Genomic DNA, 12,537 nt, shown 5'->3' with positions numbered 1-12,537 from the left:
CCGGTCAGGGCAGGTAGTCGTCGTCTTCTTCGCGCTCGCCGCGCCATTCGCCCAGGCGCGCGCGCAGTCGCACCATCGCCTGGCCGTGGATCTGGCAGACGCGCGATTCGCTGACCGACAGCACCGCGCCGATCTCGCGAAGGTTCAGTTCCTGCTCGTAGTAGAGGGACAGCACCAGCTGCTCGCGCTCCGGCAGGTCGCCGATGGCCGCGCCGAGTGCGTCGCGGAATGCGCCGTTCTCGAACATCCGCGCCGGCGTGGCGTTGCTGCTCGTCGCCAGGCGCGGTTCGCCGTCGTGTTCTTCCATGTGGGCATCGAGGCTGACCAGCTGGCCGCGGGCGGCGTCCTCGACCATCCGGTGGTACTCGTCCAGGCCGATGCCGAGCGCGTCGGCGACCTGCTGCGCGGTGGCGGCACGGCCGGTGCGCTGCTCGATGTCGCGGGTGGCGGCGATCATGTCGCGGTAGCGGCGATGGACCGAGCGTGGCACCCAGTCGCCGCGGCGGATCTCGTCGATCATCGCGCCGCGGATGCGGATCGATGCGTAGGTCTCGAACGCGGCGCCCTGGTCAGCCTGGAAATTGCGTGCTGCGTCGATCAGGCCGAGCATACCGGCCTGGATCAGGTCGTCGATCTCGACACTGGCCGGCAGGCGCGCGGCGAGGTGATGGGCGATGCGGCGGACCAGCTCGCCGTGGCGGACGACGATGTCGGCGGCGCTGCCGTTCTGGGCGGCGCGGTAGTGGGCGGCGGCGACGGCGTTCATGCGGCAGAGCTCCGCACGGGCGAATTGGCCGGAGCCTGCGAGGGCGCTTGTGAAATCAGCCGCTCAATGAAGAACTCGACGTGCCCGCGCGGCCCCGGCGGCGACTGCCACTGGCGCGAGTGCCGGGCGATGTCGCGGAAGGCAAGCGCCGACGGCGACGAAGGAAATGCATCGACCACGGCTTCCTGGCGCTGGATTGCGCGACGCAGCCATTCGTCGCGCGGAATCGCGCCGAGGTAATTGAGGGTGACATCGAGGAAACGGTTGCTGACGCGCTGCAGCTTCTCGAACAGCTGGCGGCCCTCGGCGGCGTGCTGGACCTGGTTGGCCAGCACCTGGATGCGGGTCAGGCCGCGCTCGCGGTTGAGCACCTTGATCAGTGCGTAGGCATCGGTGACCGAGGCCGGTTCGTCGCAGACCACGACCACGACATCCTGCGCGGCCTGGCAGAAGGTCAGCACGCCGTCGGCGATGCCGGCGGCGTTGTCGATCACCATCGCGTCGATCGGCAGGTCGAGCTGCGAGAACGCGTGCACCAGGCCGACATGCTGCTGCGGTTGCAGTTCGGTCATGTGGCGCTTGCCGGACGAGGCAGGCACCACCATCAGCCCGTTCGGGCCTTCGATGACCGTATCGCGCAGTTCGCAGCGGCCTGCGAAGACGTCGGCGAGGGTGAAGCGCGGCGACAGGCCGAGCATCACGTCGACGTTGGCCAGGCCCAGGTCGGTGTCGAGCAGGAGCGTGCGCTGGCCGGCATTGACCAGGGCGGTGGCGAGGTTGACCGATACCGAGGTCTTGCCGACGCCGCCCTTGCCGCTGGCGACGGCGATCACGCACGGCGCCGCGTTGCCACCGGGGTTGGGCAACTGGACGGACAGGTGGGCGGAGTGCGGATGGGGGTCAGGCAACTGCATGGCGATCCTCGGCGGCGAGGGTGTTATCGGCAGCACGGCACACTTTCTCCAGTGTCCGGGCCAGTCGGGTTGCGTCGGCGGTATCGATGTCGTCCGGCACGTTCTGGCCGTGGGTGGTGTAGGCCAGCGTCAGGCCGTGGCGGACGGTGACCGACAGCGCCGAGCCCATGCGTCCGGCCTCGTCGACCTTGGTCAGCACCACGCCTTCCGGCGCGGCCGGCCCGTAACGACGGACGACTTCGCCCAGGTCGTGCGGGTGGGCGTTGGCCGGCAGCACCAGCAGGCTGCGCACGTTGCGGCTCTGGTGCAGCCAGAGGATCTGGCCGAACAGGCCGCGGTCGCGCGGGGCATACCCGGGGGTATCGACGATCACCAGCGGGTAATCGGTGAGCTGGGCGAGGGCGGTCTGCAGGCCATCGGGGCCAGCGGCTTCGCACACGGTGATGCCCAGGCGGCGCCCGTGCGCATGCAGTTGTTCGCGCGCACCGGCGCGCTCGCCATCGATGGTCACCAGGGCGACGTCGCGGGCGCGGTGGCGCGCGGCGAAGCGTGCAGCCAGCTTGGCGGCCGTGGTGGTCTTGCCCGAACCGGTCGGACCGACCAGGGCGATCACGCCGCCATCGTCGATGGTTTCGCTGCGGGCGATGGTGAGCATGCGGGCGAGCTCGGCCAGCATCGGTTCGAGGATCCGGGCCGGCTCCAGGCGCGGGTCGATCTTTGCCGCGACGGCCTGGGCGAGCATGTCGTCGCAGCCGTATTCGAGCAGCGCCTCGTAGGCCGCCGCGCGTGCCGGCGATCCGCGCAGGCGTTCGAGCGAGAGCTGCTCCATCTGCTTTTCGATCAGCTGGCGCATGCTCGACAGCTCGGAACGCATGGACACCAGGGCCGGGTCGGGTTGTTCGCTGGTGGTTGCGACGGGGCGAAGGGCCGGGATCTGCGGTGGGGTGCTTTCCGTGAGCACGCTCTCCGCCGCGGCGGTCGCTTCGGTCTGTTCCGTCGCGACGGGCGTCACCGGGCTTTCAATCGCGACCGTCGGCGCGATGGCGGCAACGGCTTCGGGAATGGTGAGGTAATCGGTATCGCTTGCGACGACGCTTGCGACGACGCTGGAAAGCACCGGCACCGGAACGGCCACGGGCATGGTGGCCTCGGCCGGATCGAGCGCGGCCATCATTGCGTCAAAGGGCGTGGCGGGCATCGGCGCAACTGTGGCGGTGGCAACTTCGGCCCTCGGTGCAATCGCCGCGGCCGGTACCTTGGAGGTCGGCGCTGCAGTCAGCTCGGCGAGCGTCGGGCCCTCGATGACCTTCGGACCGTCGCCCACCTTGAACACCGCGCGTGCGCGGGAGACCAGCGACGGTTGCGGCCTGGCAAAGGTCGTCACTGCCGCAGCCATTGCCATTGCGGTTGCCATTGCAGGTTCAGGAGTGCTGGCAATGACCGGCGCAGCGACTGGCGCAACTGCAGGCGTCGCGACAGGCGCAGTCTCCAGCGTCGGCAGTGCGGCGCGCAGGGCCTGCGTCACCAGCGATTCGTCGTAATCGGTGGCGGCGACTATCTCGATGCCGCCCTCGGTGGCGCGGTTGGACAGGATCACCGCATCGGGGCCCTGTTCTTCGCGGACCAAGCGCAACGCGGTGCGCATGTCGGGGGCGATGAAACGCTTGATTCTCACTGCTTCCTCCTGCCGCGCCGGAACGCCGACGCCACGTCTGTCTCAGGGCACATCTGTCGAACTAACCAATCGCACCAACCAGGCGCAGGCGCTTGTCCTCGGGGACCTCGCCGTAGGCCAGCACCGACAGCGAGGGAACGCTGTGCCGCACCAGCCGCGCCAGCGTCGCGCGGACCCCGCCCGGTACCAGCAGCACCGCGGGTTCGCCGCGGCCTTCCTGGCGGGTCACGCACTCGCTGAGGTTCTGATGCAGCCGCTCGGCGAGTCCGGGTTCCAGCGCGGCGCCCTGGCCGCTGACGGAGTCCTGCAATACCCGTTCCAGAGCCGGCGCCAGCGTGTAGACCGGCAGCTCGGCGGCCATGCCATTGAGTTCCTGGACGATGAAGCGCCCCAGCGCGGTGCGTACCGCGGCGGTGAGCAGGGCCGGGTCCTGGGTGTGCGCGCCGTGGTCCAGCAGCGCTTCCACGATCTGCCGCATCTGCCTGACCGGCACGCGCTCGGCCAGCAGCGACTGCAGCACCTTCACCACCACCGACAGCGGCAGCAGTTTTGGCGTCAAATCTTCGACGAGCTTGGGGACGCTGCGTCCAAGACCCGTCAGCAGGTGTTGCACTTCCTCGTGACCGAGCAGTTCAGCGGCGCGTTCGCGCACCAGGTGCGACAGGTGGGTGGCGACCACGGTGGCGGCGTCGACCACGGTGTAGCCGAGCGATTCGGCATGGGCACGCTGGCCCGGCGGAATCCACACCGCATCCAGGCCGAAGGCCGGGTCCTTGCCGGGGATGCCCTCGAGCGGTCCGAACACACGGCCCGGATCGAGCGCGAGCTCGCGGTCGGGATGCAGCTCGCCGCTGGCGATCGGCACGCCGTGCACCAGCAGGCGGTACTGGCCGGGGGCCAGTTCCAGGTTGTCGCGCACGTGCACGGCCGGAACCAGGAAGCCCAGGTCCTGGGTCAGCTTGCGGCGCACGCCCTTGAGCCGCGCCAGAAGTTCGCCGCCCTGGGCCTTGTCGACCAGCGCGATCAGGCGGTAACCCACTTCCAGTGCCAGCGGCTCGACCGGGCGGATCTCGTCCCAGCTCAGCTCGGCATTCGGAGAAGGCGTTGCGGCGGCGCTCGGCGCGGGCGCCTGCGCCTCGGCCTGCGCGCGTTGCCGCAGCTTCCAGGCGGCGAATCCGAGGATGCCCGCCAGCAACAGGAACGGCACGTTCGGCATGCCGGGCACGATGCCGACCAGCGCCATCAGCAGCGCCGCGACGGTGAGGGCGCGCTGCTGGCCGAAGACCTGCTTGGACACCGCCGCGCCCATCTCCTGTTCGCCGGTGGAGCGGGTGACCAGCATCGCCACCGCGGTGGCGACCAGCAGCGCCGGCAGCTGCGCGACCAGGCCGTCGCCGATCGCGAGCAGGGTGTAGGTCCTGACCGCCTCGCCGAAGGCCATGTCGTGCTGGAGCACGCCGATGAGCATGCCGCCGACCAGGTTGATCGCCAGGATAAGGATGCCGGCAATGGCGTCGCCGCGGACGAACTTGCTGGCGCCGTCCATCGAACCGTAGAAGTCGGCTTCCTCGCGGACTTCCTGGCGGCGCGCCTTGGCGTCCTCGCGCGTCAGCAGGCCGGCGTTGAGATCGGCGTCGATCGCCATCTGCTTGCCGGGCAGGGCATCGAGGATGAAGCGCGCCGACACTTCCGAGATGCGACCGGCGCCCTTGGTGACGACGACGAAGTTGACGATGGTCAGGATCGCGAACACCACCAGGCCGACCGCATAGCTGCCACCGATGACGAACTGGCCGAACGATTCGATCACATGGCCGGCGGCGCCCGCGCCTTCATGGCCGTGCAGCAGCACCACGCGCGTGGAGGCCACGTTCAGCGCCAGCCGCAGCAGGGTGACCATCAGCAGGACGCTGGGGAAGATCGAGAACTCCAGCGGCCGCTTGACGTAGACCACCGCCAGCATCACCACCAGCGACAGCGCGATGTTGATGGTGAACAGTGCGTCCAGCAGCAGCGGCGGCAGCGGTACCACCACCATCGCCAGCATCGCCATCACCACCAGCGGCGCGGCGGCGCCGTCGCGGATGGCGTTCATCCAGCCGGCGGCAGAAGGGCGGGCCTGCTCGTTCATCGGGCGTCGCCCTTGTCGGCTTCGTCGACGGCGCCGTCGGCGCCGACATCGACCGTCGCCAGCGACGGCATCGGGCCGCGGCCAGGCACCCAGGCCTTGAGCTGGTACACGTAGGACAGCACTTGCGCGACAGCGGCGTAGAGTTTCACCGGGATTTCCTGGTCGACCTGCGCCTGCCGATACAAGGCGCGTGCCAGCGGCGGCGCCTCGACCACGGCGACCCGGTTCTTCTCGGCCACGGCGCGGATGGCCAGGGCCATTTCGTCGACGCCCTTGGCCACGACCGTGGGCGCGCGCATGCGGCCGGCGGCGTACTTCAGTGCGACCGCGTAGTGGGTCGGGTTCATCACCACCACATCGGCGCCCGGCACCGCCTCCATCATCCGGCGGCGCGACATCTCGCGGGCGACCTGGCGCACGCGTGCCTTGACCTCGGGGTTGCCTTCGGACTCCTTGGCCTCGTCGCGCAGCTCCTGCTTGGTCATCTTCAGCTTGCTGCGGTACTGGAAGTGCTGCCACGGCACGTCGATGGCGGCCAGCGCGCCCAGCGCGGCGACCATCGCCAGCAGCGCGGTCGACGCCAGGTCGACGCCCTGGGCCACAGCCGCTTCCAGCGACGCGTGCGGCATCGCCAGCAGCGAGTTGAAGGCGCGGTGCACCACCCACGTGCCAATGCCGCCAATCAGCAGTACGCGCAGCAACGAGCGCAGCACCTCGGCCAGGCTTTCGCGGCCGTACATGCGGCCCAGGCCCGTCATCGGGTTGAGGCGGTTGAAATCCGGTTGCAGCGACTGACCGGCGAAGCGCAGGCCGCCCATCACCATCGGCGCGATCACGCACGCGGCCAGCGCCGCCAGCACCAGCGGCAGCATTGGCAGGGCGAGGCCCGCGACGAGGCTGGCGGCGTGCGGCACGAGCCGGTCCGGCGCATCGATCAGTGCACGGTCGAAGCTCAACGCGGCGCGCAGCCAGTCGCGCGATGCCGCGCCGATATGGCCGCCGGTTGCCTTGAGCGCGATCACCGCGCAGCCCAGCACCGCGACATTGGCCAGCTCGCGCGATCGCGGCACGTCGCCGCGTTCGCGCGCCTCGCGCAGGCGCTTCTGTGATGGTTGTTCGGTGCGGTCTTCCTGGTCTTCGCTGCTCATCGCGGCCCGCCACAGCTCATCGGGTGAGGCCGCGGGCGGCGTTGAAGGCGTCGTCGAACAGGTGCTGCACCGGCGCCTGCAGCTCGCGCGACAGCATCATCAGCAGCAACAGGCCGACCAGCAGCGACACCGGAAGGCCGATCGCCATCGGGTTCAACTGCGACGCCGCGCGGGCGAGCACGCCAAAGGCGATGTTCACCGCCAGCAGCGCCATCACCACCGGCAGCGCCAGCAACACGCCGGCGCGCAGGCAGGTGGTGAAGAAGGTGGGCACGGCGGCCAGGAAGGCCTGGGTGTCCGGCAGCGCGGCGCCGATCGGCAGGCTGGCATAGCTGTCAGCGAGCAGTCGCACCAGCGCCAGGTGGGCATCGAAGCTGAAGAACAACAAGCCGAACACCAGGTAGAACCATTGCGACAGCACCGGCGAGGACGCGCCGCTGAGCGGATCGGCCATGGTCGCGAACGACAGGCCCATGCCCTGGGAGACGAGCTCGCCGGCGAACTGCCCGGCCTCGAAGGCCAGGCGCAGCATCAGGCCGATGGCAATGCCGACGGCGAACTCGCGCATCACGCCGAGCACGGTGGCCGCGTCGACGGCCATGACCGGCGGCGTTGGCAGCACGGTCGAGATGGCCGCCGCCAGCGCCAGCGTGATCATCAGCCGCGCCCGCGCCGGCAGCCCGTGACCGCCGACCATCGGCAGCACCTGGACCGCCGCGCCAATCCTGATCGCGTACCACAGCACCGTGCCGAGCATCGCGAACAGGTCAAGGCCGGTGGCCGAGGCCAGGGTGACGGTGTCGGCGTCCATGCCTGCGATCAACCGATCAGTTGCGGGATGCGGTGGAACAGGTCGATGGTGAATGCGACCATGCGGCCGAGCAGGAAGTGCCCGGTCAGCGCCAGCGTCGCGATCAGCGTGATCGCCTTGACCACGAAGGCAATCGTCGGTTCGTTGATCTGCGTGGCGGCCTGCAGCACGCCGACCACAACGCCGATGGTGAGCACCGCCAGCAGCGGCGGGGCGCCAAGCAGCATCGCCATCTGCAGGCCGCGGGCGATCTCGCCGAGGGCGACTTCAGGACTCATCGTCGTCGCCCCGTCAGACCGGGTTGAAGCTGGCGGCGAGCGAGCCGACGACCAGCACCCAGCCGTCGACCAGGACGAACAGCAGGATCTTGAACGGCGCCGAGATCAGCATCGGCGACAGCATCATCATGCCCATCGACATCAGCACGCTCGCCACCACCAGATCGATGATCACGAACGGGATGTAGACCAGGAATGCGATCTCGAACGCGGTCTTGAGCTCGCTGGTCAGGAACGACGCGGCGAGCACGCTGAACGGCACGTCCTGCGGCGTGGCATAGGGACCAGTGTGCGACAGGCCTGCGAAGGTGATCAGATCGTTCTGCCGCACCTGCGCGAACATGAAGCCACGGAACGGCTCCGATGCGGCGGCCCAGGCACTCTTGAAGTCGAGGGTGTTGTCCAGGTACGGCGCGATGCCCGCGGCCCAGGCCTGGTCGAACACCGGCATCATCACCATCGCGGTCAGGAACAGGGCCAGCGCCAGCAGCACCTGGTTGCCCGGTGTCTGGCCGGTGCCCAGTGCCTGGCGCAGCAGGCTCAGCACGATGATGATCCGGGTGAAGGCGGTGATGCCCATCAGCGCCGCCGGAAGCAGCGTGATGCCGGTCATCAGCGCCAGCACCTGCAGCGGCATGCTCACCGGCTCGCCGCCGATCTTGCCCACCGTGACCGACGGCAGGGAACGCGACGGCGCTGCAGCCACCGGCGCGGCCGCCGTCGGAGCGCCGACCGATGCAGGCGTGGACGGCAGCGACTGCGCATTGGCAGTGCCGGTGCCCGTGGTGATCGTCAGCACCGCTGCAACCAGCAGGCTCGCGATCGCGCGCAGTGACCAGCGGAGGATCTTGTCGCGACTCATGCTTTCTTTCCGAAATGCTGCGCAAGCAACTGCGCGAAGGCCGGCGTGGCGGGCGTGGCGAGCGGAAGCGGCGCGTCGAGGGTGTGCAGCGTGCGCGTGCCACCGGCGCCGACACCGAGCAGCAACTGGGTCTCGCCGACGGCGACCACGACCAGGCGCTCACGCGGGCCCAGCGCAAGCGAGCCGACGATGCGCAGCGCCGGATTGCTGGCGCCGCCCATGCCAGGCATGCGCCTGGCCAGCCAGGCCAGGGCGAAGATCAGACCGATGACCAGCATCAGCGCCAACACCGCGCCGCCGATGCTGCCGGCGCTGGCCGGCGATGCCACCGGCGTCGCCGCCACGGCGGCGTGGGCGGCCTGGGCTGCGTGCGCGGCGCTCATCGCAGCCTCTTGATCCGCTCGGCCGGGCTGACCACATCGGTCAGGCGCACGCCGAAGCGGTCGTTGACCACGACCACCTCGCCCTGCGCGATCAGCGTGCCGTTGACGTAGACGTCGAGCGGTTCGCCGGCGCCGCGCTCGAGTTCGACCACCGAACCCTGGTTGAGCTGCAGCAGGTTGCGGATCGGGATGCGGGCGCGACCGACTTCCAACGACAGCGACACCGGGACGTCGAGGATCACGTCGAGGTTCAGGTCGGTGCCATTGCCGAAGCCGGAATCGGCGGTCAGCGGATCGAATGCGGCTCGTGCTGCGGAAAGATCGGAGTTCATGGCGTCGCCGTGAGTGAGTCGAGGGTGGGAATGGTCCGCGCGGCGTGCACCTGCGTGACCTTGATGGCATTGCGGCCGTTGTGGATGCCGAACTCGCCGGAGAACAGCGGCATCTGCTCCACCTGCAGTTGCACGCTGGTGGCCAGCTCGATCGGGATGATGTCGCCCACGCGCAGGCGCGACAGTTCGCGCAGGCTGATCTGGCGGCGCGCGATCGCCGAGCTCAGCTCGACTTCAGCGTCCTGCAACTGCAGGCGCATGGCGCGCGTCCAGCTTTCGTCCTTCTCGACGCGATCGCTCTGCACGCCGGCATCGAGCTGTTCGCGGATCGGTTCGAGCATCGCGTAGGGCAGGGCGACGTGCAGTTCGCCGCCGCCGCCCTCGAGCTCGACATGGAAGCGGCTGACGACGATGTAGTCGCGTGGGCTGATGATGTTGGCGAAGTGCGGGTTGACCTCCGAATTGAGGTACTCGAACTCCACCGGCATCACCGGCGCCCACGCATCGACCAGGTCGGCGAAGGTCTGCTTGAGCAGCAGCTGGATCACCCGCATCTCGGTCGGGGTGAACTCGCGGCCTTCGATCTTGGCCGGGTACTTGCCCATGCCGCCGAAGAAGTTGTCGACCACGGTGAAGACCAGGCGCGGCTCGAACATCACGATCGCGGTGCCGCGCAACGGCTTCATCTTGACCAGGTTGAGGTTGGTCGGTACCTGCAGCGAGTGCATGTACTCGCCGAAACGGACCAGGTCGATGCCGCGAACCGACAGGTCGGCCGAGCGCCGCAGCAGGTTGAACAGGCCGATGCGCCAGGTGCGGGCGAAGCGTTCGTTGATCATCTCCAGCGTTGGCAGCTTGCCGCGGACGATGCGGTCCTGGCTGGCGAAGTCGTAGCTGCGCGCCTCGCCCGGCGCCGGCGGCGGCTCGGTCTCGACCACGCCGCTGTCGACGCCATGCAACAGCGCGTCGATCTCGTCCTGGGAGAGCAGGTCCGCGCTCATCACTGGGTGACCATGCTGGTGAAGATGGCCGCTTCGACCTTGTCGGGTGCGCCTTCGGCCTTCAGCAGCTGGCGCACTTCCGACAGCGCCGCTTCCTGCAGGCGTTCCTTGCCGCTGCGCTGCGCCAGCCGCACCGAGGACTGTTGGCCGAACAGCAGCAGCAGCCGGTTGCGGATTGCCGGGGCGTGGGTTTCGAACGCGGCCAGGGTGGCTGGATCACGCGTGACCAGCTGCACGTCGGCCTGCAGGTAACGCACTTCGTTCTCGTCGGCCAGGTTCACCACGAACGCCGGCTCGATGGCGAAGTACTGCGCCGCCGCGCGCACGGGGGACTCGGCCTGCGGTGCTGCCGGCGTGGCGGCCTGGGCCTGCTGTTGCTGCCACCACCAGCCACCGCCGCCGGCCGCGGCAAGCAGGACGATGGCAATCATCAGCCAGTTGCGCTTGCCGCCTTCTTCGCGCGGGCGCTGGCTCGACACTGGGGATTGGGAACTGGGGGCTGGCACGAACGGCGCTCCTGGGGGCTATGCCAGAGTCCGTGCAAGCGGTGTGCCGCGACGATGGCGCGGCGTTGCCGGGGTGGTGTCGGGGTTTTGACGGGAAACTGAACCCGGTCGCGCCGGTGTGTTGACGTGGTACGTGCGCCGATCAGGCGTACTCGTCGAGCAGCCCGCGACTGCGCACGACCGGTGCAGCGAGTACTGACGGTCGCGCGCCCGCCGTTTCCACATCGCTGTCGCGGCCGGCGGGCATCGGGCGCTGGCCTTGGCCGGCGTTGCGCTGGCCGACGTCGGCATGACCCAGCTGCAGACCCTGCTGGCCGAGCATCTCGCGCAGGCGCGGCACGCTGGCTTCGATCGCTTGTCGCACATCGGCGTGGGCGCTGTGGAATTCGGCGTTGACGCGCGTGCCGTCCAGTTGCACGCGCACCTCGATCGGACCGACATGCTCGGGATTGAGACGGATCTCGGCATGCCCCACGCGTTGCTCGGCCATCCACGCGATGCGTGCGCCGATGCCGTCACCGAAGCCGGCATCGGGGTTGTCGGGCAACGCCAGCGGCGGGCCCGGCACGGTCGCGGCCGCGTCGGCGCGCAGTGGCGATGCGGACGGAGCCATGGCGGCGAAAAGGGTGTTGTCGAACGGTGAGGCATCGACGGCGATGGCGGCAACATCGCCGTCGCCGTTGAGCGCCGCGGCGGCGAGTTCGGTCACGACGGGCAGCGCGATGCTGGCGTCGGTGGAGGCGGTCGTGGTGGGCGTGGAGGCGAAGGCGAAGGGCATCGCGGCCGCAGGCGTCGCCGGCATTGACCTGGATGTGCCGGCGTCGGTGGGAGGCGCCGGCGCGGCAGTCGCCGGCGCATTCGTCACAACGGGTGCGACAAGACTTCCGGAAAGCAGTGCAAGTAATTGATCAGGCAGGGAACTATTGGCGTCCTCGGGGCCGGCGACGGCCGCATCGCGCGGTGCAGGTGCGGCGACGGTTGCGGCAGGCGCTTCGGTCTTGGCGGCCAGCATCCCGGCAAAGTCGCTCTCCGGTTCGGCATCGCCGGTCGCACCGTCCGCGGCTGCGTCGCGCTTCGCCGACGCGTTGACTGCGCTTGCGTCCTTGCCGCCGTCCGTCTTCGCACCGTTCTTCACGGGCGCATTCGAGCCCTCGGCCACAGCGCCCGCACTTGTCGCATCGGCAGGACCCGGGCGGGCAGGATTGCCCGCGGTGGCCGGCGGCGGCGCAGGCGCGGACGGAACGCTGGCGGCCGCTCCGATCACTTCTTGGCTTCCGCGGCGTCGGCGGTTTCGGCGGCAACCGCCGCGGCGCGGGCGGCGCGACCGCCGATGTCGTCGAGCTCGCGCTGCACGCGCTGTTCGGCGTCCTTCGACTCCTGCGCGCGGTAGCTGTCGGCCAGCTGTTCGAGCACCTTGGTCTCGCGGCTGGCCAGCATCAGGCGTGCGCGTTCGACATCGCTGACGCGGCGACTGTTGTCGACGACACCGGCCTGCTGCACGACCGCGGCATTGAGCCGTTCGCGGAATGCGAGCCGGTTGACCAGCAGCGCCGGCACGATGGTGGTCGATGTCGGCGCGGCCGCGTATTCCTCGGCGTAGCGCCGCAGGGCATCCAGCCGCTCCTGCTGCGCGGCGAGCTCGCGCTCACGCTCGGCGACCTCGCGTGCGGCCTTGTCCTGGCGTTGCTGTACCACCTTGATGAGCGGGTCGAGCCGTTGCGAGCGCATGT

General features: G+C 69.4%; 14 protein-coding genes. All 14 read right to left on the bottom strand.

Annotated features, from left to right (window positions below; translation table 11 throughout):
* Positions 1-4 precede the first annotated feature (4 nt).
* Positions 5-766, bottom strand: coding sequence for an RNA polymerase sigma factor FliA (locus AB4Y64_RS00305; protein ID WP_441814466.1), 762 nt, complete (start codon positions 764-766; stop codon positions 5-7).
* Positions 763-1,680 carry a MinD/ParA family protein gene (locus AB4Y64_RS00300; protein WP_441814465.1) on the bottom strand — a complete coding sequence of 306 codons (918 nt, stop codon included), beginning with the start codon at positions 1,678-1,680 and terminating at the stop codon, positions 763-765. The genes AB4Y64_RS00305 and AB4Y64_RS00300 overlap by 4 nt, the downstream gene beginning before the upstream one ends.
* Positions 1,667-3,355: a flagellar biosynthesis protein FlhF gene (locus AB4Y64_RS00295; RefSeq protein WP_441814464.1), complete on the bottom strand. Its 1,689-nt coding sequence runs from the start codon at positions 3,353-3,355 to the stop codon at positions 1,667-1,669. Before AB4Y64_RS00295 ends, AB4Y64_RS00300 begins: the two co-directional genes overlap by 14 nt.
* A gap of 61 nt (positions 3,356-3,416) precedes the next feature.
* Positions 3,417-5,486: a flagellar biosynthesis protein FlhA gene (gene flhA, locus AB4Y64_RS00290; RefSeq protein ID WP_441814463.1), complete on the bottom strand. Its 2,070-nt coding sequence runs from the start codon at positions 5,484-5,486 to the stop codon at positions 3,417-3,419.
* Positions 5,483-6,634 carry a flagellar biosynthesis protein FlhB gene (gene flhB / locus AB4Y64_RS00285; protein ID WP_441814462.1) on the bottom strand — a complete coding sequence of 384 codons (1,152 nt, stop codon included), beginning with the start codon at positions 6,632-6,634 and terminating at the stop codon, positions 5,483-5,485. Before flhB ends, flhA begins: the two co-directional genes overlap by 4 nt.
* A 16-nt stretch (positions 6,635-6,650) precedes the next feature.
* Positions 6,651-7,445, bottom strand: coding sequence for a flagellar biosynthetic protein FliR (gene fliR, locus AB4Y64_RS00280; protein WP_441814461.1), 795 nt, complete (start codon positions 7,443-7,445; stop codon positions 6,651-6,653).
* Positions 7,446-7,453: 8 nt separating this feature from the next.
* A complete protein-coding gene (locus AB4Y64_RS00275; protein WP_441814460.1) occupies positions 7,454-7,723 on the bottom strand; it encodes a flagellar biosynthetic protein FliQ in 270 nt (89 codons plus the stop codon).
* A gap of 13 nt (positions 7,724-7,736) precedes the next feature.
* A complete protein-coding gene (gene fliP, locus AB4Y64_RS00270) occupies positions 7,737-8,585 on the bottom strand; it encodes a flagellar type III secretion system pore protein FliP (RefSeq protein ID WP_441814459.1) in 849 nt (282 codons plus the stop codon).
* The gene (gene fliO, locus AB4Y64_RS00265; protein WP_441814458.1) at positions 8,582-8,968 is read right to left on the bottom strand and encodes a flagellar biosynthetic protein FliO; all 387 of its coding nucleotides are present in this window, start codon (positions 8,966-8,968) and stop codon (positions 8,582-8,584) included. Before fliO ends, fliP begins: the two co-directional genes overlap by 4 nt.
* The gene (gene fliN, locus AB4Y64_RS00260) at positions 8,965-9,300 is read right to left on the bottom strand and encodes a flagellar motor switch protein FliN (protein ID WP_441814457.1); all 336 of its coding nucleotides are present in this window, start codon (positions 9,298-9,300) and stop codon (positions 8,965-8,967) included. Before fliN ends, fliO begins: the two co-directional genes overlap by 4 nt.
* A complete protein-coding gene (fliM, locus tag AB4Y64_RS00255; RefSeq protein WP_441814456.1) occupies positions 9,297-10,304 on the bottom strand; it encodes a flagellar motor switch protein FliM in 1,008 nt (335 codons plus the stop codon). Before fliM ends, fliN begins: the two co-directional genes overlap by 4 nt.
* On the bottom strand, positions 10,301-10,807 hold the full coding sequence (locus tag AB4Y64_RS00250) for a flagellar basal body-associated FliL family protein (RefSeq protein ID WP_441814455.1): 507 nt from the start codon (positions 10,805-10,807) through the stop codon (positions 10,301-10,303). The genes fliM and AB4Y64_RS00250 overlap by 4 nt, the downstream gene beginning before the upstream one ends.
* Positions 10,808-10,949: 142 nt before the next feature.
* Complete coding sequence (locus AB4Y64_RS00245) at positions 10,950-11,942, bottom strand: flagellar hook-length control protein FliK (RefSeq protein ID WP_441814454.1); 993 nt, start codon at positions 11,940-11,942, stop codon at positions 10,950-10,952.
* A gap of 125 nt (positions 11,943-12,067) precedes the next feature.
* Positions 12,068-12,535 carry a flagellar export protein FliJ gene (locus tag AB4Y64_RS00240; protein WP_441814453.1) on the bottom strand — a complete coding sequence of 156 codons (468 nt, stop codon included), beginning with the start codon at positions 12,533-12,535 and terminating at the stop codon, positions 12,068-12,070.
* Between the last annotated feature and the right edge of the window lie 2 nt (positions 12,536-12,537).

The sequence above is a fragment of the Lysobacter sp. TAF61 genome (assembly GCF_052113485.1).
In the GTDB taxonomy this organism is placed as follows: domain Bacteria; phylum Pseudomonadota; class Gammaproteobacteria; order Xanthomonadales; family Xanthomonadaceae; genus Lysobacter_J.
Note: the sequence above shows the minus strand (reverse complement) of the source record. Positions and strands in the feature narration are given on the sequence as shown.

What these genes read in the sequence shown, in the direction of transcription:
- fliO (WP_441814458.1), bottom strand. Translation starts at nt 8,968, where the DNA reads ATGAGCGCCGCGCACGCAGCCCAGGCCGCCCACGCCGCCGTGGCGGCG.
- AB4Y64_RS00300 (WP_441814465.1), bottom strand. Translation starts at nt 1,680, where the DNA reads ATGCAGTTGCCTGACCCCCATCCGCACTCCGCCCACCTGTCCGTCCAG.
- AB4Y64_RS00275 (WP_441814460.1), bottom strand. Translation starts at nt 7,723, where the DNA reads ATGAGTCCTGAAGTCGCCCTCGGCGAGATCGCCCGCGGCCTGCAGATG.
- fliP (WP_441814459.1), bottom strand. Translation starts at nt 8,585, where the DNA reads ATGAGTCGCGACAAGATCCTCCGCTGGTCACTGCGCGCGATCGCGAGC.
- flhA (WP_441814463.1), bottom strand. Translation starts at nt 5,486, where the DNA reads ATGAACGAGCAGGCCCGCCCTTCTGCCGCCGGCTGGATGAACGCCATC.
- AB4Y64_RS00240 (WP_441814453.1), bottom strand. Translation starts at nt 12,535, where the DNA reads ATGCGCTCGCAACGGCTCGACCCGCTCATCAAGGTGGTACAGCAACGC.
- fliR (WP_441814461.1), bottom strand. Translation starts at nt 7,445, where the DNA reads ATGGACGCCGACACCGTCACCCTGGCCTCGGCCACCGGCCTTGACCTG.
- AB4Y64_RS00305 (WP_441814466.1), bottom strand. Translation starts at nt 766, where the DNA reads ATGAACGCCGTCGCCGCCGCCCACTACCGCGCCGCCCAGAACGGCAGC.
- fliN (WP_441814457.1), bottom strand. Translation starts at nt 9,300, where the DNA reads ATGAACTCCGATCTTTCCGCAGCACGAGCCGCATTCGATCCGCTGACC.
- flhB (WP_441814462.1), bottom strand. Translation starts at nt 6,634, where the DNA reads ATGAGCAGCGAAGACCAGGAAGACCGCACCGAACAACCATCACAGAAG.